At 64.0% G+C, this 21,693-nt stretch carries 19 protein-coding genes and 5 tRNA genes; 20 read left to right on the forward strand and 4 right to left on the reverse strand.

Annotation, left to right across the window (positions count from 1 at the left end; all coding sequences use genetic code 11):
- Nucleotides 1-137 precede the first annotated feature (137 nt).
- Nucleotides 138-989 carry a prolipoprotein diacylglyceryl transferase gene (gene lgt, locus EV669_RS01460; RefSeq protein WP_054285690.1) on the reverse strand — a complete coding sequence of 284 codons (852 nt, stop codon included), beginning with the start codon at nucleotides 987-989 and terminating at the stop codon, nucleotides 138-140.
- A gap of 197 nt (nucleotides 990-1,186) precedes the next feature.
- Between lgt and ilvD the strand changes: the two genes are divergently transcribed.
- From ilvD to EV669_RS01495, 7 genes are all read left to right on the forward strand, one after another.
- Nucleotides 1,187-3,043 (forward strand): dihydroxy-acid dehydratase, encoded by a 1,857-nt coding sequence (gene ilvD, locus EV669_RS01465; RefSeq protein ID WP_132097695.1) that lies wholly within the window; start codon nucleotides 1,187-1,189, stop codon nucleotides 3,041-3,043.
- Between the two features lie 1,541 nt (nucleotides 3,044-4,584).
- Nucleotides 4,585-5,697: a hypothetical protein gene (locus EV669_RS01470; RefSeq protein ID WP_132097696.1), complete on the forward strand. Its 1,113-nt coding sequence runs from the start codon at nucleotides 4,585-4,587 to the stop codon at nucleotides 5,695-5,697.
- 92 nt (nucleotides 5,698-5,789) lie between these two features.
- The gene (gene glyA, locus EV669_RS01475; RefSeq protein ID WP_054285693.1) at nucleotides 5,790-7,043 is read left to right on the forward strand and encodes a serine hydroxymethyltransferase; all 1,254 of its coding nucleotides are present in this window, start codon (nucleotides 5,790-5,792) and stop codon (nucleotides 7,041-7,043) included.
- A 154-nt stretch (nucleotides 7,044-7,197) separates the two neighbouring features.
- Nucleotides 7,198-7,659: a transcriptional regulator NrdR gene (gene nrdR, locus EV669_RS01480; protein ID WP_054285694.1), complete on the forward strand. Its 462-nt coding sequence runs from the start codon at nucleotides 7,198-7,200 to the stop codon at nucleotides 7,657-7,659.
- Between the two features lie 26 nt (nucleotides 7,660-7,685).
- The gene (gene ribD / locus EV669_RS01485) at nucleotides 7,686-8,807 is read left to right on the forward strand and encodes a bifunctional diaminohydroxyphosphoribosylaminopyrimidine deaminase/5-amino-6-(5-phosphoribosylamino)uracil reductase RibD (RefSeq protein WP_132097697.1); all 1,122 of its coding nucleotides are present in this window, start codon (nucleotides 7,686-7,688) and stop codon (nucleotides 8,805-8,807) included.
- Complete coding sequence (locus EV669_RS01490) at nucleotides 8,804-9,880, forward strand: malate/lactate/ureidoglycolate dehydrogenase (RefSeq protein WP_132097698.1); 1,077 nt, start codon at nucleotides 8,804-8,806, stop codon at nucleotides 9,878-9,880. The genes ribD and EV669_RS01490 overlap by 4 nt, the downstream gene beginning before the upstream one ends.
- A 16-nt stretch (nucleotides 9,881-9,896) precedes the next feature.
- A complete protein-coding gene (locus EV669_RS01495) occupies nucleotides 9,897-10,541 on the forward strand; it encodes a hypothetical protein (RefSeq protein ID WP_132097699.1) in 645 nt (214 codons plus the stop codon).
- A 29-nt stretch (nucleotides 10,542-10,570) separates the two neighbouring features.
- On the opposite strand, the gene EV669_RS01500 is transcribed toward EV669_RS01495, so the two are convergent.
- Nucleotides 10,571-11,422, reverse strand: a complete 852-nt coding sequence (locus EV669_RS01500) for an HDOD domain-containing protein (protein ID WP_132097700.1) — start codon at nucleotides 11,420-11,422, stop codon at nucleotides 10,571-10,573.
- A 76-nt stretch (nucleotides 11,423-11,498) separates the two neighbouring features.
- Nucleotides 11,499-12,395 (reverse strand): alpha/beta fold hydrolase, encoded by an 897-nt coding sequence (locus EV669_RS01505; RefSeq protein WP_132097701.1) that lies wholly within the window; start codon nucleotides 12,393-12,395, stop codon nucleotides 11,499-11,501.
- A 57-nt stretch (nucleotides 12,396-12,452) separates the two neighbouring features.
- Between EV669_RS01505 and EV669_RS01510 the strand changes: the two genes are divergently transcribed.
- A complete protein-coding gene (locus EV669_RS01510) occupies nucleotides 12,453-13,298 on the forward strand; it encodes an AraC family transcriptional regulator (protein ID WP_165922676.1) in 846 nt (281 codons plus the stop codon).
- 103 nt (nucleotides 13,299-13,401) lie between these two features.
- Here EV669_RS01510 and guaB read toward each other — a convergent pair whose 3' ends face one another.
- On the reverse strand, nucleotides 13,402-14,862 hold the full coding sequence (gene guaB / locus EV669_RS01515; protein WP_054285701.1) for an IMP dehydrogenase: 1,461 nt from the start codon (nucleotides 14,860-14,862) through the stop codon (nucleotides 13,402-13,404).
- A 151-nt stretch (nucleotides 14,863-15,013) separates the two neighbouring features.
- Here guaB and EV669_RS01520 point away from each other — a divergent pair, with 151 nt between their 5' ends.
- From EV669_RS01520 to cysK, 12 genes are all read left to right on the forward strand, one after another.
- Entirely contained in the window at nucleotides 15,014-15,469 is a 456-nt protein-coding gene (locus tag EV669_RS01520; RefSeq protein WP_165922677.1) for a DUF4124 domain-containing protein, read from the forward strand.
- Nucleotides 15,466-17,274, forward strand: coding sequence for an excinuclease ABC subunit UvrC (gene uvrC / locus EV669_RS01525; protein WP_132097704.1), 1,809 nt, complete (start codon nucleotides 15,466-15,468; stop codon nucleotides 17,272-17,274). Before EV669_RS01520 ends, uvrC begins: the two co-directional genes overlap by 4 nt.
- 15 nt (nucleotides 17,275-17,289) lie before the next feature.
- Nucleotides 17,290-17,871: a CDP-diacylglycerol--glycerol-3-phosphate 3-phosphatidyltransferase gene (gene pgsA / locus EV669_RS01530; RefSeq protein ID WP_054285703.1), complete on the forward strand. Its 582-nt coding sequence runs from the start codon at nucleotides 17,290-17,292 to the stop codon at nucleotides 17,869-17,871.
- Nucleotides 17,872-17,951: 80 nt separating this feature from the next.
- Nucleotides 17,952-18,027: transfer RNA gene (locus EV669_RS01535), tRNA-Gly, on the forward strand.
- A gap of 27 nt (nucleotides 18,028-18,054) precedes the next feature.
- Nucleotides 18,055-18,130, forward strand: a tRNA-Gly gene (locus tag EV669_RS01540).
- A 25-nt stretch (nucleotides 18,131-18,155) separates the two neighbouring features.
- Nucleotides 18,156-18,231: transfer RNA gene (locus tag EV669_RS01545), tRNA-Gly, on the forward strand.
- A gap of 40 nt (nucleotides 18,232-18,271) precedes the next feature.
- Nucleotides 18,272-18,345, forward strand: a tRNA-Cys gene (locus tag EV669_RS01550).
- Between the two features lie 32 nt (nucleotides 18,346-18,377).
- Nucleotides 18,378-18,465 (forward strand) — tRNA-Leu (locus tag EV669_RS01555).
- A 219-nt stretch (nucleotides 18,466-18,684) separates the two neighbouring features.
- Nucleotides 18,685-19,095, forward strand: a complete 411-nt coding sequence (locus tag EV669_RS01560) for a ProQ/FINO family protein (RefSeq protein WP_054285704.1) — start codon at nucleotides 18,685-18,687, stop codon at nucleotides 19,093-19,095.
- Nucleotides 19,096-19,214: 119 nt separating this feature from the next.
- Nucleotides 19,215-19,406, forward strand: a complete 192-nt coding sequence (locus EV669_RS01565) for a hypothetical protein (RefSeq protein ID WP_054285705.1) — start codon at nucleotides 19,215-19,217, stop codon at nucleotides 19,404-19,406.
- 84 nt (nucleotides 19,407-19,490) lie between these two features.
- Entirely contained in the window at nucleotides 19,491-20,627 is a 1,137-nt protein-coding gene (locus tag EV669_RS01570; RefSeq protein WP_132097705.1) for a glycerate kinase, read from the forward strand.
- Nucleotides 20,628-20,753: 126 nt separating this feature from the next.
- A complete protein-coding gene (gene cysK / locus EV669_RS01575; protein WP_132097706.1) occupies nucleotides 20,754-21,686 on the forward strand; it encodes a cysteine synthase A in 933 nt (310 codons plus the stop codon).
- The last annotated feature ends 7 nt before the right edge of the window (nucleotides 21,687-21,693 follow it).

A 21,693-nucleotide genomic window follows, 5' to 3' on the forward strand; every position in this document is an offset into this window, starting at 1 on the left:
GCCGGTTGCACGAAAACACAACGGCCAGGGCAGGGGCCCGGGCCGGCAGGGCGGACGATAAGCCGCACCAAAACAAAAGCTGCCGCATCTGCGGCAGCCGGATTTTCCTCCAAACGGACCTTTCAGCCAACCCTTTTTCAGGTGCGGTCGCGACGGCGGAAGTACCACCACAGACCGCCCCCGAGCACGATCATCGGCAGTGACAGCCACTGCCCCATGCTCAGGCCCATGGCCAGGAGCCCCAGAAAGTCATCGGGCTCACGGGCAAACTCGGCCAGGAAACGGAACACGCCGTAGCCCAAGAGGAAGGCAGCGGATACTTCTCCCGCCCGGCGCGGTTTGCTGCTGTACATCCACAGCAGGATGAAGAGCAGCACGCCTTCCAGTGCGAACTGGTACAGCTGCGAAGGATGGCGAGGCAGGCCACCGTACTGGGCCAAGAGGGCCATCAGGTCCGGAGACTGCTGGGCCATTACCATGTCCTCCCGCTGGGCCTGCGGGAACAGCATGGCCCAGGGCGCATCCGGGCGCGTTACCCGGCCCCACAGCTCACCATTGATGAAGTTGCCGATGCGGCCGGCCGCCAGTCCCAGCGGCACCAGCGGGGCGATGAAGTCGGTGACCTCCCAGAAGCCGCGACCATTGCGGCGGGCAAAGAGCCACATCGCCACCAGTACCCCCAGGAAGCCTCCATGGAAAGCCATTCCGCCCTGCCACACCTTGAAGATGGCCAGGGGGTCGGCGAGGTACTCTGCCGGCTTGTAGAAGAGCACGTAGCCCAGCCGCCCGCCCAGCACAACCCCCAGCACGCCGTACATCAGCAGGTCGTCCAGCTTCTTGGACGTCATGAAAGGATGGCCGCGCCTGATGCGCAGGTTGCCCAGCGCCATGAACAGCATGAAACCGATCAGGTACATCAGGCCATACCAATGGACGGCCAGGGGGCCGAGGCGAAGAGCGATCGGATCGAACTGCGGGTGAATCAGCATTTGTCAGTACCGTGCGTTTGCGGTAAAAAAGGTAACGGAAATTATACGTAAAACCTGCCTGCGGCGTCCCGGACCGCAACCGGCCGAGACGCGTCCCGTTTTCTGAGGCACCCGCAACAACGGGCGGCCTGTGGTACATCCACCTTCCAGGCCCATGCGCGGCAGCGTTTTAGCCCGATCACCTTCAAGGAAGCAACATGCCTCAATACCGTTCCCGCACTTCCACCTCGGGGCGCAACATGGCGGGTGCCCGCGCCCTCTGGCGTGCCACCGGCATGAAAGACGAAGACTTCGGCAAGCCGATCATCGCGATTGCCAACTCCTTCACTCAGTTCGTTCCGGGTCATGTCCACCTGCACAACATGGGCCAGCTCGTGGCACGCGAGATCGAGAAGGCCGGCGGCGTGGCCAAGGAGTTCAACACTATCGCCGTCGACGACGGCATCGCCATGGGCCACGGCGGCATGCTCTACAGCCTGCCCAGCCGCGACCTGATCGCCGACAGCGTGGAGTACATGGTCAATGCGCACTGCGCGGACGCGCTGGTGTGCATTTCCAACTGCGACAAGATCACGCCCGGCATGTTGATGGCCGCCCTGCGGCTCAACATTCCCGTCGTATTCGTGTCAGGCGGCCCGATGGAAGCAGGCAAGGTGCAGTGGGGCAACGACATCCGCAAGCTGGACCTGGTGGATGCTATGGTAGAGGCGGCCAACAGCGCCGTATCGGATGCCGATGTAGACAAGGTGGAACGCAGCGCCTGTCCGACCTGCGGCTCCTGTTCGGGTATGTTTACCGCCAATTCGATGAACTGCCTCACCGAGGCGCTGGGGCTGTCCTTGCCAGGCAACGGCAGCCTGCTCGCCACGCACGCGGACCGCAAGGAGCTGTTCTTGGCCGCCGGCCGCCTGATCGTGGACATCACCAAGCGCTACTACGAACAGGACGACGCAAGCGTGCTGCCGCGCAGCATCGCCACCAAGGCGGCGTTCGAGAATGCCATGAGCCTGGACGTCGCCATGGGCGGCTCCACCAACACCGTGCTGCACCTGCTGGCTGCGGCCAGCGAGGCCGGGGTGGATTTTCGGATGGCCGACATCGACCGCATCTCCCGTAGCGTGCCTTGCCTGGCCAAGGTGGCCCCAGCCACCCAGAAGTACCATATGGAAGACGTGCACCGCGCCGGTGGCGTGATGGGCCTGCTGGCTGAGCTGGACCGTGCCGGCCTGCTCCACCGCGATGTTGCCACGGTGCACAGCCCCAGCATGGAGGCGGCACTGGAGCGGTGGGACGTGATGCGTCACGGACCGGACAGTGCACCGCACCGCTTCTATCGCGCTGCACCCGGCGGCATTCCCACCACTATCGCCTTCAGCCAGAGCATGCGCTATCCCGAGCTGGATACCGACCGTGCCGGAGGCTGCATCCGCGACAAGGCCCACGCGTATTCACAGGACGGCGGCCTAGCGGTGCTGTACGGCAATCTTGCCGAGCGGGGGTGCATCGTCAAGACCGCTGGGGTGGATGAGTCGATCCTGGTCTTCTCCGGCCGCGCGCGCGTCTACGAAAGCCAGGACGCCGCCGTGGCTGCCATTCTCAACGACGAGGTGGTGGCAGGCGACGTGGTGGTGATCCGCTACGAAGGCCCCAAGGGCGGGCCCGGCATGCAGGAAATGCTGTACCCGACCAGCTATCTCAAATCCAAAGGCCTGGGCAAGGCCTGTGCACTCTTGACCGATGGGCGCTTCTCGGGGGGCACCTCTGGTCTGTCGATCGGGCACGTATCACCCGAAGCGGCAGAAGGCGGTGCCATCGGGCTGGTGGAGGAGGGGGATACCATCGAGATCGACATCCCGGCCCGCCGCATCCGGCTGGCGGTGAGCGACGACACCCTGGCCGCCCGCCGCGCCTCCATGGAAGCACGCGGCCGTGACGCCTGGAAACCGGTAGGACGTGACCGTGTGGTGAGCCCGGCCCTGCGCGCCTACGCAGCGATGACCACCAGTGCCGACACCGGCGCCGTGCGCGACGTGAGCCAAGTCGAGCGTCGCTAGCCTTCGGCCAACCGTGATTGAGGCGAACGGCAGCGATGGCTGCCGTTTTTCTTTGCCACGGTTGTAGCGGTTTGGTTGTTGGGGGTGGTGAGCAACACTTGGCACCGCTTGGGCCTCACTATCAGAAAATCATCTGCAGCCAGGCGCTAGCCGGAAAACGGGCTGCGCCCCGAAAGATCCACACGGGTCGTATCAGGGCAGTCGGACACCAGCAAATGGTCTTCGGCCAACCTTGTGGCAGTAGCAAATGTCGCTTTTCGCTCAACCTGAGCGCACAGGGTTGTATGTGGCAGTCGATGCCCTGCTTGTTGTGGGCCAAGCGACCGCCTGGCGTGCCCTGCCCCGGTCCGGCGGACTGGGTTGAGCCTTGTGTCAGGGCGTACACGGCGGTGCGAGGGGTAAACGGTGGCCAGCCGAGTTTGCCGAAGGAGTGTGTCGGTCCAGGGTGTTGTGGTGTCCGATCGACCCGTGACCGTTCCCTTTTCCATCACCGATGGGGGGCGGGCGGGCAGGCTCTGCAACCGACCGGACGCGGATGATGACAACATCCGTCAGCAGGCTGAGGGTGCTTCGACTTGGTTGAAGTCGGCGTGTCCTAATTAGGTCGCGCATGATCAGGCCGGCCGCCACGATCTGACGGCGCCGATGCTGCGCGCTGCGTAGCACATCACTGCTTGGCCGGAAGCCGTGGCGCTATCTTGCGGGCGCCCGTTGGTGCGAACGGGGCCGCGTCACCCTCCTTTTTAGCCACTGCGACACTGCCCTCGTGGCTACTTCGGCATTGTGTCGGCATCCGTTTCCGCCAGAGTGTGTTTGGGTCAAGCGCAACTGCCACCGAGCTCCGTGGTACATGTTCAGGGGGTGCGTAGACGGTTAGCCGAAAACTTTTGCAGCCAGGAGGAACTTCGCTGCTGCACTGCACTCTACTGTCCTGAGACTGCAGATTTGTCCTCGTCTCGATCTCCCCTGATGAGCAATCCTTCTTTTGCTGGCCAGCCTTTGTGAAGAGGCTGGCTTTCTTTTTTGTTACAAAACGAATTTGTATACAGTATTTGAAAGGCAATCTTCACTAAGCAGAAAGCCGGTACGCTTCGATCTCTTGTCATCAAAAACTCAGGTACGGCAGTGGAGCTTCGGGGTAGACCGACGTGCGGAAGGAAAAAGTCTAGGGGCGGGCAGCGAAACGCAGCAAAAGGGGGGGGCGGCAGAAGATTTTTTAAAAACAAATACTTATGCGGTTTTTTTGAATTCCGCAGAAAGCGGGCAAAAAAATGCGCGGAAGAAAAATCTTCCGCGCCAAGTCTACAAAGGAGAAATAGAGGAGAAACTATCAAGAAGCAATTGCTGCATCTCAACGAGGACGGATTATCCGGATACGGTGTTCAAGTGTCAACGCCGTCGGTGCGGTACCGCACAAAACCGTAAGTAAATGTCGCATATCAGCACATACTTATGTTTTATTCCGAAAAAGCGCCGCTGTTGTCCTTCCACAAGCCTGTGCCACAATAGAAGTCTTGCCGACTGCAATCCATTACCGACTCATGAACGCGCCCCGCCTTACCCTGCCCGACCCCCGTCAGTATCATCCCGCGCGGATGGAATCCAACCGTCTCCTGCACTACACGACCAGCGTGCTCTCTGCGGCCTCCGATGCTGCCGCCCGACAGGCGCGTGAGGATCTGGTGGCCGTGCTCGGCGAGATGCTGGAGCGCGACGAAATGCTCGCCATTTCCGTGGCCTTGGCCATGGCGCCTTCGCAGGAGGGCTACAAAATTCTATGGCAGGCCCTGCGTCAGGCGGTCGAGACGCCCGCCGGACGCCACGCGGTGGTGTTTGCCGTGCCGCTGGTACTGGTAGTAGGCACCAAGAACAAGGCCACCTTGCCGGACCGCATTGCCGATGTGGATGGTCTGAATGCCCTGCTGCGTGAGCACGGGGTCTTCCGGCAGGGCGCGGAAGTATTCCTCTCCGGGAAGCTGCTGCACCCGGATGCGCTGGTGGGCATCAGCGCCGGTCAGCTGTATCGCTACACCCGTCAGTTGGTCGATGCCGCCCGCGGTTTGCCGCTCGACCTGCAGGCCGCGCCGATCGTCGCCAAGGAGGAGGGTGTTTTCCTGCGCTACCTGGTTGGGGTTGCCATCCAGGAAGAGGATGACGAGCCAGCCGTGAGTCTGGGCGGCGGCGTCGGCAGCTGGGGCATGCCGCTGATGAAGTTCCTGGCCGAGGCACTCAAGACCGAAGGCGTCACCCTGTTCCCGATCGCCCGCCCACCGCTGCCGGTGATGCAGGCCATCGTGGCCGGCAATACCGCCCGTCTGGAGGTAGCCCTGCAGGTTTTTGCCAGCACGCAGATCCGTAAGCTGCGGGAAACCGGCCAGCAACCGGTGGCCATTGCCTCGGCGCACGAAAGCGGAGAGCTCCATTTCACCCTTTCCTCCAGCGGAGACGAGCGCAACTGGGAAGGCTTTGTCTGGCCGCTGTCGGCGCTGGATTCGGTGCCCCTCATCGAGAGCAACTTCCGCCAGCTGATGGCCGAGTGCCGCGTGGAAGACGTGCGGGTGCTCGAGCGGGTGCAACCCGACGAGCGCAACGGTATTCCCCTATTTTTCACGGCCGATGACGTGCCCGCGGATGGGCAGCCGCCCCTGCAGTGACGCCTTGACGGGAACGCTTCACGTCAAAATGTATGCCTGAAGGATTCGTGTAGAATGAATCCATCGTTAACCCTTTGATGGATGAATCAAAGATGTTTGCTGCCGATCTGACGATTGCCAAGTACGACCCGGAACTGTCCGCGGCGATGGAAGCGGAATACCGTCGCCAGGAAGACCACGTCGAGCTGATTGCTTCCGAAAACTATGTCAGCCCCGCCGTGATGGAGGCGCAGGGCTCGGTACTGACCAACAAGTATGCCGAAGGCTATCCGGGCAAGCGCTACTATGGCGGCTGCGAGTACGTGGATGTGGTCGAGCAACTGGCCATCGAGCGCCTCAAGGCACTGTTCGGGGCAGAGTACGCCAACGTTCAGCCCCATTCGGGCAGCCAGGCCAACCAGGCAGTATACGTATCGGTGCTGAAGCCGGGCGACACCATCCTCGGCATGAGCCTCGCGCATGGCGGCCATCTCACGCACGGCGCATCGGTGAACATCTCGGGCAAGCTCTACAACGTGGTGGCCTACGGCCTCAACGATAAGGAAGAGTTGGATTACGACCAGGTGGAACGTCTGGCGCGCGAACACAAGCCGCGCATGATCGTGGCCGGGGCTTCGGCCTATGCGTTGGAGATCGACTGGGCGCGCTTCCGCAAGATCGCCGATGAAGTGGGGGCCTATCTCTTCGTCGACATGGCTCATTACGCAGGTCTGGTTGCCGCCGGTGAGTACCCGAACCCGGTGCCTTATGCCGACTTCGTGACCACCACCACCCACAAGACCCTGCGTGGTCCGCGTGGGGGGGTGATCTTGGCCCGTGCCGAGCACGAGAAGATCCTCAACTCCGCCATCTTCCCCTGTTTGCAGGGTGGGCCGCTGATGCATGTCATTGCTGCCAAGGCCGTGGCATTCAAGGAAGCGGCCTCGCCCGAATTCAAAGCCTACGCCCAGCGCGTGAAGGAAAACGCCCAGGTGATGGCAGAGGTGCTTACCGAACGTGGCCTGCGCATCGTTTCCGGCCGCACCGAAAGCCACGTCTTCCTAGTGGACCTCCGTGCCAAGGGCATCACCGGCAAGGACGCCGAAGCCGCCTTGGGGCGTGCGCACATTACCGTCAACAAGAACGCCATTCCCAACGACCCTGAAAAGCCCTTCGTCACTTCCGGCATCCGTATCGGTACGCCTGCCATGACGACGCGTGGCTTCGGCGTGGCTGAGGCCCGAGAACTGGCGCACCTGATTGCCGATGTGTTCGACGCACCGCAGGATGAGGGCGTGATCGCCGCCGTGGCCGACAAGGTGAAGGCCCTGTGCCAGCGCCTGCCGGTGTACGCCCCGCAGATCTGATCTACGGGCACTATCCAGAAGCGGTCGCAAGGCCGCTTTTTTCATGCACAGCGGCTGCGGCGCTCCTTCTCTGGCTCGCGGTTGACGGAACGGCTTTAAACCCCGGGCGGGCTCCTGTTAACATCGGGTGATTGTTCTACAGGACCGCCTCATCATGAAATGTCCGTTCTGCGGGTGTACCGATACCCAGGTGATCGACTCGCGCGTCAGCGAGGACGGCACCAGCATCCGCCGCCGCCGCCGCTGCATGCGCTGCGAGAAACGCTTCACCACCTTCGAGACGGCGGACGTACGCATGCCTCAGGTAGTGAAGACCGGTGGCCATCGCGCCGAATTCGACGTGCAGCGGGTGCGCACCAGCTTCATGCGTGCCTTGCACAAGCGTCCAGTTCCCACCGCGTTGGTTGATGACGCCATTGACCGCATCTGCCAGCGACTGCTGCAGTTAGGCGAGCGCGAGGTCAGCAGCCGCCAGATCGGGGAGATGGTGATGAGCGAGTTGGCCAAGCTCGACAAGGTGGCCTACGTCCGCTTTGCCTCCGTTTACCGAAGCTTCCAGGACGTCTCAGAGTTTTCCGAAGCCATCCGTGAGGTGGAAAAGGACGAGCGCCCCTGATCCCTCATCTCCAGCCGGAAGAGGCCATGAACGCATTCAGTGCCGAAGATCACTTTTTCATGCAGCGCGCGCTGCGCCTGGCTGAGCGCGGGCTCTTCACCACCACCCCCAATCCGCGCGTAGGATGCGTGTTGGTCCGTCAAGGCGAGATCGTTGGCCTGGGCTGGCATGAAAAGGCGGGCGAACCGCACGCCGAGGTCCATGCACTGCGCATGGCGGGCGAGGCTGCCCGCGGAGCCACCGCATATGTCACTCTGGAGCCCTGTAGCCACCACGGCCGTACACCGCCATGCGCGGATGCGCTGGTGCGCGCCGGTGTGGTGCGCGTGGTGGCTGCCATGGAGGATCCGTATCATGAAGTGGCGGGCCGAGGCCTCAAGAGGTTGGCCGAAGCCGGTATCGTGGCCGAGTCCGGTTTGCTGACGCGGGAGGCCGAGGCGCTCAATCGCGGTTTTCTGTCTCGTGTGCGCCGGGGACGGCCGTGGGTGACACTCAAGGCCGCCGCCACGCTCGACGGCAAGACGGCGCTCGAAAACGGTACCAGCCAATGGATCACCGGTCCGGCGGCCCGTCATGATGTGCATGTGCTGCGGGCGCGCTCCTGTGCCATTCTTACCGGCAGCGGAACGGTTCTTGCCGACAACCCTATGCTGACGGTGAGGGAGGTTGTCACACCGCGCATGCCGCTACGGGTGGTGGTGGACAGCAAGTTGGTCACTCTGCCCGGAGCTGCCATCTACGGGCTCGAGGCCTCCACTCTGCTGGCTACCGCCGTGACCGACCCTGCACGGCACGCCCCTTTTGTCGAGCGTGGCGTAGAAGTGCTGGTGCTGCCGGCCGCTGGCGCCGGTCTGGACCTTTTTGCCCTGATGCAGGCTCTGGGCAGCCGCGGCATCAACGACCTGATGGTAGAAGGCGGCAGCCGGCTGAACGGTGCGCTGGTAGATGCCGGGCTGGTGGATGCCATTGAGCTGTATCTCGCACCCATGCTCGCCGGCACCCATGCCCAGGGGCTGTTCGCCTGGACCCCGCTGGAGCGCCTGTCCGACGCCTGCCGGGTGCGTGTGACCGAAACCCGCATGATCGGCCCCGACATCCGGCTCAGTCTGACCATCGAATCCCCACCCCACAACGGAGAGCCCGCATGACCGACACCCGCATTGCCGCTGCCAGGCTGGAAGCGCTGGCTCACGCCCTCCTTTCCGCACTGGGTAGCGCTCCGGACGAGGCCGCCGTCGTGGCGCGCCACCTGGTGGAAGCCAACCTGCGCGGGCACGACAGCCATGGCGTAGGCATGCTGCCTTTCTATGTTGATAGCTGCCGGGCCGGAACCCTGGTGCCCAACCAGCCTGCCCGGCTCAGCAACGATGCGGGCGCGATCCTGCAGTTTGCGGGCGACCGCGGCTATGGGCAGCGGGTAGTCATGGAGGCGCTGGACCTTGCGATCGAGCGGGTGAAGTCCACAGGCATCGTGCTGGCCACCGTCAGCCAGTCACATCACATGGGGCGTATCGGCACCTACGGCGAGCGCTTGGCCGAGGCTGGCCTGGTGGCGCTGCTCTTTGTCAACGTGACCGATTTTCCCAAGGCACTGGTCGCACCTTTTGGCGGCTCGGCCGCCCGGTTCGGCACCAACCCGATCTGCATCGCCTTTCCGTCCGGCAACGTCGAGCCTGCCTTCGTGCTGGACTTTGCCACCAGCATGGTGGCGTACGGCAAAACCCGGGTGGCCTACTTGGCCGGCAGGCATTTTGATGAGGCGGTGATGCTGGATGCCGCAGGCCACCCCACCGCCGACCCGAAGGTGATGTGGGAAGAGCCGAAGGGCGCGCTGCGTCCGATTGCCGAGCACAAGGGAGGGGGGCTGGTAGCGGCGGTGGAGTTCCTCGCCGGACTACTGTCGTCCGGGGGCACCTTCCAGCCCGAACATCCGCGTGCCGGGGGCATCGTCAACAATCTGACCGCGGTGATCATCGATCCGGCCCGGGTGGCCGGCACAGCATGGTTGCGGGCGGAGTACGATGCCATGGCAGACTACATCCGTTCCTCGCCATCCCCCGAGGGCGCCCCCCCGGTGATGCTGGCAGGCGAGCCCGAACGGCAGCGGCGCGCCCAGCGTCTGGAGGAGGGGCTGGCTTTTTCGGCCAACGAATGGGCCGGTATCCTCGAGGCCGCCCGTCGGGCAGGGGTCGCAGAAGCCGCCCTGGCCGATCTGGCCTAAGCGGGCGGAGCATGTTATGAACGATGCGGGAACGGCGGCTGCGGCTTATCTGCGATTGATCGAACGGCAGGGTGCGGAGCCTGCCGTCGTCCTGGTGCGGCGCCAATGGCTGCGGCGGTTAACCCCGCTGCTGACGCAGCTGCCGAAGGAGGGGGGCGCCTACCGACAGGCAGTGGATGCCTTCCTCGAACGTATCCCGCTTGCCGACCGGGCCGCCGCGCTTACCTGCGCGCGCGAGTTCTACTATTTCTGGCTCGGGGACGTGCAGCGGCTGGCCGCCATGGCCTCCAGCGGCAGCTTCTCTCTGCGTCAGGTGGACCTGCGCATGGCGCAGAGCCTGGATGGCTTGCTGGAACGGATGGGGCAGGAGGGCTTCGGGCGGTTTCCACCAGCCTTGGATTTGTACCTGGGGCAGCTGTTTGAAAGCGGCACCGATACCATGGTCCTGGCCGGCTACGAGCGCTGGCTCAAGGCGCTGCTCTACCTGCTGGATGGGCAGCCACACCGCCCGGACAGCTACCGTGCGGCTGTAGATGCCCTGCTGCTGCATCTGCCGGACCAGGGGGAGCGGCACCGTTTCGTCGAGCTGGCGCGCGCTTTTTATCCCTCGTGGCTGGCTTTTCCGTCGGCCCAGGACCGACGGGGCTCCTCGGCCGCCTAGACCGCAGACGTCGGTGTCACGTCCTTGGGTCAGCCGCCTTCGTGAATCCGCTGGTGCATCTCGTCGCGCCAGTCCTCGAATTCGCAGTCGTTCAGTCCCAGATAGCCCAGCACCAACGGGCCGGCCTCTTCCCAGCCCGGGTCCCCTTTGCTGTCGGTGAGCGTACGCCAGACGTTACGCGCTGCCCGCGTGATGGCAATCATCAGCTTGCCAGAGGCATCCAGCCCTTCCTCTCCCCGGAACAGCCCCAGGTTGTACTGCTGCAGGATGGCCTGTGCGAACGCTTCCGGCATCAGCCAAGTTCGGGCCACCAGGTAGCCCACCACGTTGTTGCTTGTGTTGTGCAGCTGGACCTCGATCTTTGGAATCTGCCCGTCACGCGCCAGGGCAATCAGCCGCTGCGTACGCACGTAGTCTGGCATCTGCATCAGCATGATGGCCGCGCCACAGCCATGGAACAGCGCAAAGCTTTGCGCCTCATCGGGTACGCCTTCGAGCTGCTCGCACAGGGCGCCTGCCACACTGGCGATCGTCATCGCCCGTTCCCAGAAGACCTCAAGCGTGGGCGGCATCTGCGCCGTCAGGGCGGCGCGCACCGCCAGGCCGTTGAGCAGGTTGAGCGTGTTGTTCACTCCCAGGAGGCTCAGCGCCTGCGGCACCGAGGCGATCTTGCGCCCCTGGCCGATCAGCGGGCTGTTGGCTGCCTTGAGCATGGCGGCCGTCAGGGCAAGGTCTTCCGTCAGTACCTCGGCAATCTCACCCAGCTCCAGGTCGGGCTGGCGACGCAGTGCGGCGATCTTGTCGAGGACGCCGGGGCGTGGAGGAATGACCAGGTTGCGCAGCAGATGGTCGGTGGTAGCGTCGTCGATCAGGGGGCTCATGCCGGGCTTTCGGGCAGGAAGAGAAACACCCAGATTGTACGTCCAAGCGTGCGCCCGCCGCCACGAAAACCCGGACTCAACCGTGTTGAGCCAGCCAGTGCTGCAACGTTTCGGCCAACCTTTCGGGCTGGTCCCACTGCACCATGTGGCCGCACTGCGGGATCACTACTTCGCTCAGGTTGGCAAAGCAGGCCCGGCGCTCGTCCAGGGTGGCGGCCACGCCCTGCGCCATCGGGTGCTCATCCACGTCGCCGGCTCGCACCCACAGTACCGGACAGTGAATGCGGCGCCATACCGCTTTTGCTTCTTCCAGCCGGTACAGGATGGGGTTGACCATCTTGTGCTTGGGGTCGGCCAAGTAGCGCACCCCGCCTTCGACCGGCTCGGCCAGCTGCCGCGCAAGCCAGGCCGCGCGGTCCGCGCGCAGGTGGGGGTTGCGCTGCATCAGGCGTCGGGCCACTGTGTCGAAGCCGGGTAGCACGTCGAAGCTGGGAGGGTTGCGACGCTCGCGCAACCACCGGGTGTATCGGGCCGGGGCGTCCTCGGGTCGGGTGTCCGGCAGGCCGAACCCTTCCACCAGCATCAGCCGCTTCACCCGGTCTGGGCGTACGCCGGCGTAAAGTCCAGCCACCATCGCCCCCAGGCTGTGCCCCAGCAGCTTCACCGGCCCTTCGGGCGCAATCTTATCCAGCAGTGCGTCCAGATCCGCCAGATAGTCTGGGAAATAGTAGCTTTCGCTGTCCCACTCGCTGTGCCCGAAACCGCGCAGATCGGGTGCCACCACCTGCCAGCCTTCCTTCATCGCATCCACCACGAACTGGAATGTAGCGGCGCAATCCATCCAGCCGTGCAGCATCAGCAGCAGCGGGGCATCGTTCGGCCCCCAGCGAAGCAGGTGCCGCTGGCGGCCGGCGATGTCGAGGCGTTCCTGTCGGGGAAGCTGGTGTGGCTGGTAGGGCAGGGCAGGGCTCATGCAGAATCGCAACCTGAATCAATCGGGAAACCGTAGTGTATGCACAGGAGGTCTGGCATGACGAGTCAGCGCATCACGCGGCGCCATGTGGACGGGGTGCTGCGCATCATCCGTCATCTGTGGCAGCACCCGCGGGAAGACACACCGCTGGCCGTACTGGCGGACATGGCGCATTTTTCTCCTTACCACTTTCACCGCATTTATGTCGGGATAATGAAGGAGAGCGTTAATGCCACCCGCCAGCGCATGCGGCTTCAGCAGGCGGCCGTGAGCCTGACCCGTCAGGTCCAAGCGGACATGGCGCAGTTGGCACGCCGTTCTGGCTACCGCAGCGCGGCCGCCTTCTGCCGCGCTTTCAGCCGCGCCTACGGACTGCCTCCGGGGCGCTACCGTCAGGCCTGCCTGTCGCGCAGTCTCTCGCTCACCCGTATGGAGAACGCCATGTATGTCCCCGAGTTCCGCACTGTGTCTCAGCCCCTGCCGCTGGCCGCCCGGCCCCATCGCGGCGATTACATGCAAATCGGCCAGGCCTTCGATGAACTGGCTCTTCGAGCAAATGCCTGGCTCACCGCGGACAGCCGCTGGTACGGCATCTATCTGGACGACCCGCGCGTCGTGGCACCGACCGACCTGCGTGCCGCCGCGTGCGTGAGCCGCCCCCCAGACAGGGCGCTGCCCGAGGGGCTGGAGGCCCGCGAAATCGATGCCGGGCGTTATGTGGTCATCGTCCATCGAGGCCCCTATAGCGAGCTGGAGCAAGCCTATGGCTGGCTGTACGGGGTGTGGCTGCCGGCCAGCGGCGAGGCGCTGGCCGATCGCCCATGCGTGGAAGCCTACCTGAACCTGCCTCACAACACCGCCCCGAAAGATCTGCTGACCGAAATCTGGGCGCCGCTGGCCTAATGCCCGCCGCCAGCGGGCAAAACAGCAACTGGACCGCCCGCAAACAAAAACCCCACCGTACATGCGGCGGGGTTTCGGCCAACCTTGCCTGTGCCTGTCAGGCTCAGCGGTCGGCGTGGTAGTTCGGCGCTTCCTTGGTGATCTGCACGTCGTGCACGTGCGATTCGCGCATGCCGGCGCTGGTGATCTCCACGAAGCTGGCCTTTTGGTGCATCTGGGCGATGTCTTGGCAGCCCAGATAGCCCATCGACGAGCGCAGCCCACCGACCAGCTGGTGGATGACCTGACCGATCGGGCCCTTGAAGGGCACCCGGCCCTCGATCCCTTCCGGTACGAACTTGTCGGCATTGTTGCCGTCCTGGAAGTAGCGGTCGCTGGAACCTTGGCTCATCGCGCCCAGCGAGCCCATGCCACGGTAGGACTTGTACGAGCGGCCCTGATAGAGCTCCACCTCGCCCGGCGCCTCTTCGGTGCCCGCGAACATCCCGCCCAGCATCACTGCATTCGCACCGGCCGCCAGCGCCTTGGAGATGTCGCCGGAGAAGCGGATGCCACCGTCGGCAATCATCGGCACGCCGGTGCCTTTCAGTGCTTCGGACACGTTGTGGATGGCCGTCAGTTGAGGAACGCCCACGCCTGCCACGATGCGGGTGGTGCAGATCGAGCCTGGGCCGATCCCCACCTTCACACCGTCGGCGCCCGCGTCCACCAGGGCCATGGCGGCTTCGGCCGTGGCAATGTTGCCGCCGATCACGTCCACCTGCGGGTAGGTCTGCTTGACCCAGCGCACCCGGTCGAGCACGCCCTGGCTGTGGCCGTGCGCGGTATCCACGACAATCACGTCCACTCCGGCAGCTACCAAGGCTGCCACGCGCGCCTCGGTATCGCCACCGGTCCCGACGGCCGCGCCCACGCGCAGGCGGCCTTGGGTATCCTTGTTGGCGTTGGGGTGCTCACTGGTCTTCACGATGTCCTTCACCGTGATCAGGCCCTTGAGTTCCCATGCGTCATTGATGACCAGCACGCGCTCCAGGCGGTGGGCGTGCATCAGCTCGCGCGCCTCGTCAATACTGGCGCCTTCCTTCACGGTCACCAGGCGGTCGCGCGGCGTCATGATGCTGCGCACTGGTTGGTCCAGACGCGTCTCGAAGCGCAGGTCGCGGTTGGTGACGATGCCCACTACCTTACCGTCCTCGATGACCGGCAGGCCCGAGATGCGGTGCTGGCGGGTCAGCAATACCAGGTCGCGTACCAGCATGTCCGGAGCGATGGTGATCGGATCCTTCACCACGCCGCTTTCGTGACGCTTGACCTTGGAGACTTCCTGCGCCTGCTGTTCCACCGACAGGTTCTTGTGCACGATCCCGATCCCGCCCTCTTGTGCCATGGCGATGGCCAGGCGGGCCTCGGTCACGGTATCCATGGCGGCGGACACGAGCGGCAGCTTGAGGCTGATGTTGCGGGTGAGCTGGGTGGAGAGGACTACGTCGCGCGGCAGCACGGCCGAGTGGGCAGGGACGAGGAGAACGTCGTCGAAAGTATAGGCTTTCTCGATGATACGCATCTGGCGTTTCCTTAGGCGGCAAAGAAACATTATACCGGCAAGCCCGGCAGCCTGCAAAATCCCTGCCTGTCAACGGGTGCGGCTTCCTGCCGTGTCGCGCGCGCCTTACAATGCTGCTTTAGCCTTCACGATTCGTCCCAGGTGGTTTCCCATGAAAAGCGCGACCCGTACCGGCCTGATGCTCCTGATGCTGGGCCTGGCTTCCGTTCCGGCCTTTTCCGATGTGTACAAGTGGACCGACCCGTCCGGTCGCACCGTGTTCTCGGACGTGCCGCCGCCTGGCGTGCGCGCCCAGCCCCTGAGCGTGCGGGTGATCCCCGCCGCCAGTGCACCGTCCGCGACCTCCGCACCCGCCCCCGCGCGCCGCAAGAATGCCAGTGATCCCCTTGCCGAGGAGGTCAATGCGCTCAACGCTAAGGTGGAGGCCCACAATGCCGAGGTCCGCAAGGATAACTGCCGCCGTGCCCGGGCCAACTTGCAGACGCTGCAGCAGACCGGACGTATCGTGAAACCGGGTACCACCAACGCCTTGGCGTCCGACGCCGAGCGCAACAGCATGCTTCGTCAGGCGCAGCAGGCCGTACAGAGCTGGTGCGGCAATCCGTGACGCAGCCGGTCCCGTTCGATGCCAGACCGGTGCTGGCCACGCTGCCCAATCTGCCCGGCGTGTATCGCATGCTCGATGCGGAGGGCAGCGTGCTCTATGTGGGCAAGGCGATCGATCTGAAGAAACGCGTCAGCTCGTACTTCCAGAAAAGCGATCTGTCGCCGCGCATTCAACTGATGGTGCGCCAGATCGCCGCGATCGAAACCACGGTGACGCGTTCGGAAGCCGAGGCCTTGATCCTCGAGAACAATCTGATCAAGGCCCTGGCTCCGCGGTACAACATCCTGTTCCGCGATGACAAGTCCTACCCCTACCTCATGCTCTCTGCGCATGCTTATCCGCAGATGGCCTACTACCGGGGCGAGCTGAAGCGCTCCCACCAGTATTTCGGTCCGTTCCCCAACAGTTACGCAGTACGCGAGAGCATCCAGATCCTGCAGAAGGTTTTCCGGCTGCGCACCTGCGAGGACAGCGTCTTTGCCAACCGCTCGCGCCCCTGTCTGCTCTTCCAGATCAAGCGCTGCTCGGGGCCGTGCACCGGGGAGATCGGTGAGGAAGCCTATCGCGAGGACGTGCGCAATGCCGCCGCCTTCCTGCAAGGCAAGCAAAGCGAGCTGATCGACGGGCTGACGCGGCGCATGATGGCCGCTTCTGAGGCCCTGGAGTTCGAAAAAGCTGCCGAACTGCGCGACCAAGTTCAGGCGCTGGCGCGCGTGCAGGAGAAGCAGTTCGTCTCCAGCAACCATAGCCAGCTCGACTGTGACGTCGTAGCGGTGGTGCTGGAGGAGGGCATGGTGTGCGTGAACCTGGTCATGATCCGTGGTGGCCGCCATCTCGGAGACAAGAGCTTCTTTCCCAACAACCCGGATGACACCGACGCTTCGGCCAACCTGGAGGCCTTTCTCGCGCAGCACTACCTAGGTGCACCGTTACCACCGGTCATCATTGTCAATGCACAGATTGGCGACACTCTGCGCGACTATCTTGTCGAGCAGGCCGAGCGGCGTTTGGCCATCGTCAGCAACCCCATCGGTGAACGGCGGGTGTGGCTGGAGATGGCTGAGAAGAACGCCAGCCTCGCGCTTTCGCAGCGAGCGGCTACCCGTGCCACTCAGAACGCCCGGCTCTCCGCGCTGGTCGAGGCGCTGGAGCTGGAGCAGGCCCAGCGCTTCGAATGCTTCGACATCAGCCACACCATGGGGGAGGCCACCGTGGCTTCCTGTGTGGTATACGACAAAGGGGCGATGCAATCCTCCGAATACCGACGCTTCAACATCGAGACCGCCAAGCCAGGTGACGACTACGCCGCGATGCGCGAAGTGCTGACCCGGCGCTACAGCCGCTTGGCGGAAGGCGAAGGAGTGCTCCCGGACGTAGTGCTGATCGATGGTGGCAAGGGTCAGGTGGGGATCGCCTGCGAGGTCCTCTCCGAACTGGGGCTGCAGTTGCCCATCGTGGGCATCGCCAAGGGGGAGGAGCGCAAGCCGGGACTGGAAACCCTGATCCTCCCCTACCTGCAAAAGACGATACAATTGCCGCGCGACCACCCGGGGCTGCACCTCATCCAGACCATCCGCGATGAAGCACACCGCTTTGCCATCACCGGTCACCGCGCACGACGCGCCAAGGCCCGCACGCTGTCGACTCTGGAAGACATCCCGGGCATCGGCCCGCGCAGACGGCAACTGCTGCTCACCCGTTTTGGCGGGCTGCGGGGCGTGAAGGCCGCCAGCATCGAAGACCTTGCCCGGGTGGAGGGGATCAGCCATACCTTGGCCGAAGCTATTTACAATGCACTGCACTGAAGCGTTCCAGACCCGATGCCGTTGAACCTGCCCATCTTCCTGACCTGGCTGCGCGTTGCGCTGATCCCGATCTTCGTGGCCGTTTTCTTCTTGCCCGATACCGCGCTCTCGCCGCGGATGCAGAACTTCACTGCGGCCGCCATCTTCGGCTTGGCGGGATTCACCGACTGGCTGGACGGCTACTTGGCGCGTCGCTGGCGCCAGACTTCTGCCTTCGGTGCCTTCCTGGACCCGGTGGCCGACAAGCTGATCGTTGCCGCCGCACTGATCCTGCTGGTGCAGCTTGAACGCACCCCGGGCTGGATGGCCATGATCATCATCGGTCGCGAAATCGCCATCTCGGCCCTGCGGGAGTGGATGGCCGGGCTGGGTTCGCGGCGCAGCGTGGCGGTGGCCTACATCGGCAAGCTCAAGACGGCGGCGCAGATGATCGCCATCCTGCTGCTGCTCTTTGCCGAGCCCGTAGTGCCCGGCGTGGGCACGCTGATGATCGGCAATACCTTCATGATGCTGGCGGTGATTTTGACTTTGTGGTCAATGATTTATTACCTGCGCATGGCCAGCCACGAGCTGGCCGGCAAAAAAATCGATCTCTGACCAGTTGACAGCAGAGCCCGAAGCCTTATAATTCGCACTCTCGCTGCAGCCGATAAGCCGCAGCGACGCTGCAGAGACATGCGGGAATAGCTCAGTTGGTAGAGCGCAACCTTGCCAAGGTTGAGGTCGCGAGTTCGAGCCTCGTTTCCCGCTCCAAAAACTCTTGCAGCAGTATTTTGCGATGCGGGAATAGCTCAGTTGGTAGAGCGCAACCTTGCCAAGGTTGAGGTCGCGAGTTCGAGCCTCGTTTCCCGCTCCAAGTCCCTGCCGCAGCAGTTTACAATGCGGGAATAGCTCAGTTGGTAGAGCGCAACCTTGCCAAGGTTGAGGTCGCGAGTTCGAGCCTCGTTTCCCGCTCCAGAATACGCACGTTGCCGGCATCGCCGGTGCGCCAGATCATGGCGGGGTGGCAGAGTGGTTATGCAGCGGCCTGCAAAGCCGTGGACGCCGGTTCGATTCCGACCCCCGCCTCCAGTTAGTCAGTACGACCCTTGTTGTTACCTTGCGCCCGGGTGGTGAAATGGTAGACACAGCGGACTTAAAATCCGCCGACGCGAAAGCGTCGTGCCGGTTCGAGTCCGGCTCCGGGCACCAAGCACACAAGCAGACAACCCGCATGCCTCTGGCTGCGGGTTTCGTTTTTTACCCGGCCCAGAGGGCCGGAGTCTCCTCTTTTACGGCGTGGCGGCTGCTCTTGCAGGTGGCAACACCCCGCGCCGTGGTTTATCATGACCCTTTCGCCGTCAAGGCTTCGCATGGCGTTGCTGAGCCCCGGACTGCTTGTCTGACCGCTTTTACGGATTGTTTCGATTGATGAAGACCCCGAATGAAACGGCACTGGGCGCGGCCCTCAAGTCCGCCGTACAGAGCCTGAGCAAGAAAAAACAGACGGAGATGATTGCCGACCACATCTACGGCAAGTTTGACGTCTTCAAGCAGTTCCGTCCGCTGGCGCTGGGCATTCATGAAAGCCTGATCGCGGCTCTGCCGCAGTTCGATGCTGCCCTGATCTCGCGCGTGGTTGCCAATCACTGCCGCAAGCCGCGTTACCTCAAGGCCCTGGCCCGGGGCGGCAAGCGCTTCGATCTGGCCGGCAAGCCCACGGGGCAGGTTACTGCCGAGGAGAAGGCCGCCGCCGAGAAAATGGTGACGCCCAAGGCCGAGGCGGTGCCTGCCGCAGCGGAAACTCCGGCTCCGGCTGCCGAGGGCAGTGCGGCCGAGTAAGCCGTCGGACCCCGCGTCTCCCCCCCCCGCCACCTGGCGGGGGTTTTGTTTTGTCTGTCGGGCACGTCCCTTGATGACAGCAAGGTACCGGCAGGTGCCGGTACCTCAAGGAGACTTCCATGCTGCACAAGACACTGGCCGATATTCCTGCGGCCCAGATCGACCAGTACGACACCCACCAGAAGCATGCCTTCATCGAAGCGCTCAACCATGCCTTTGACGAGTATGAGGGCGATGAAGGCAAGGCCTACGCGGTGGCACACAGCGCGGCCAAGCAGGCTGGGCGCAAGGAAGCGCGCGAGAAGGACTAACAGCCACCCTGGAGTGGGCCCGACTTTCGCGTGATGCCGTTCCATGGCAAGGTTGGCCGAAGCACGTTGTAAGGAAAAGGTTTCATGCGCTGGGTGATCGCTCCCGATTCTTTCAAGGGGTCGCTGTCTGCTGCCAAGGTGGCAGCAGCGTTGGCTCGCGGCATTGCACGGGTGGACCCGAGTGCCGAGCTGCTGCTGCGGCCCATGGCTGATGGCGGGGAAGGCACGCTCGAAGCGCTGTGCGCGGCCGGACTGGGCCAGTGGCGGCACGCGCGGGTGGCCGGGGTGGACGGTACAGTCCGTCCCGTGCGGTGGCTAGGTCTTGAGGATGGCGCAGCAGTGGTCGAGGTGGCGGAAGTGGTGGGGCTACCCGATGCGGGTGGTACCCGGCCGGGGCAACGGTCGACGGTGGGCGTGGGTGCGCTGATTCGGGCTGTACTGGACACAGGCTGCCGCAGGATCCTGATTGGTCTGGGTGGTTCGAGTACCACTGATGGGGGCGCGGGCTGCCTGGTCGCACTGGGGGCACGGCTTCTGGATTCGCTGGGCCAGGAGGTGGCTCCGGTTCCGGAGGCGCTTGTCCACCTGCACCGGGTGGAGCTTTCCGGCCTGGATGCGCGGCTGGCCAGGGTGCAATGGACGGTCCTGTCCGACGTGGGGAACCCGCTGACCGGCCCTGAGGGCGCGGCCCGGGTGTTTGGACCGCAGAAGGGTGTGGCTTCCCATGAGCTGGAGGCCTTCGATGCAGCGCTCGCGCACTGGGCACGTCAAGCCGAGCAGGCCTTCGGCCAACGTTGTGCCCACTTGCCCGGCAGTGGTGCCGCAGGCGGCCTGGGCTTTGCGCTGCGACTGCTGGGTGGGCAGGTGGAGAGTGGAGCCGCGGTCGTGGCACGCCTTACAGGGGTGGAAGCGGCCATTGCCGGGGCCGACTGGGTGCTCACTGGCGAAGGACGCAGCGATGGGCAGACTCTTCACGGCAAGGCCCCCGCCCGGGTGGCCACCCTGGCGCGGGAGGCGGGCGTACCCGTATCCCTTTTGTCCGGTGGCCTGGACCGTCAGGCGCTGTCCGCTTTGCTGGATCAGTTCGACGGCTGCTTTTCGATCCAGCCTGGTCCGGCCACGCTGGAGGAGGCCTTGGCGCATACCGAAGACAACCTGTCCCAGACCGCTGCCGCCTTGGCGCAGGTGATACTGGCCAATCGGCCCCTGCGCAAGCCTTAGCCTCCGCAACGGCTGTGACCGCCTGTTTTTATCTTATAACCAGTCATTCTTGGCCGGTTATGCCTTATGCCGTATAAGATTGAAACTTGGCGGGGCGTTCTGCCCGCACCCTTCAGGAGAATTCGCATGCGTATTGCCCAGTCGGTCAACGAACTCATCGGTAACACCCCGTTGGTACGGCTCAACCGTGTCACCGAGGGAGCAGGGGCCACCGTGGTTGCCAAGCTCGAGTACTTCAACCCCGGCCACAGCGTCAAGGACCGGATTGCGCTGGCCATGATCGAGGCCGCCGAGAAGGCCGGCAAGATCGGCCCGGACACGGTCATCGTGGAGCCCACCTCGGGGAATACTGGCATCGGCTTGGCCATGGTGTGTGCCGCCCGCGGCTACAAGCTGGTGATCACCATGCCCGAGACCATGAGCCGCGAGCGCCGGATGTTGCTTAAGGCCTATGGGGCTGAGTTGGTACTGACGCCCGGCCCAGAAGGGATGGGGGGCGCGATCGCCAAGGCGCGCGAGCTGGTAGAGCAGAATCCTGACACGCATTTCATGCCGCAGCAGTTCGAAAACCCGGCCAACCCCGAAACCCATCGCAATACCACCGCCGAGGAAGTGTGGCGCGACACCGACGGCCAAGTGGATATCTTCGTTGCTGGGGTGGGCACGGGGGGGACGGTCACCGGCGTGGGCGAAGTGCTCAAGGCGCGGAAGCCGGGCGTGCAGGTGGTGGCCGTGGAGCCCGATGCCTCTCCGGTGCTGTCCGGCGGTGCCAAGGGTCCGCACCCGATACAGGGGATCGGTGCCGGTTTCGTGCCCCCCATCCTGAACACTGCGGTCTACGACGAGGTCGTGCGTGTGAAGAACGATGATGCCTTCGCCACGGCCCGTGCGCTGGCGTCGCGGGAGGGGCTGCTGGTGGGCATTTCCTCGGGCGCGGCCGTGTGGGCGGCGCTCGAACTGGCCAAACGCCCGGAAAACGCTGGCAAACTGATCGTGGTGGTTGTGCCATCCTACGGCGAGCGCTACCTCTCCACCCCGCTGTTCGAACACCTCGCCTGAAGGGAGC

It is taken from the genome of Gulbenkiania mobilis (assembly GCA_004346645.1).
Lineage (GTDB): Bacteria > Pseudomonadota > Gammaproteobacteria > Burkholderiales > Chromobacteriaceae > Gulbenkiania > Gulbenkiania mobilis.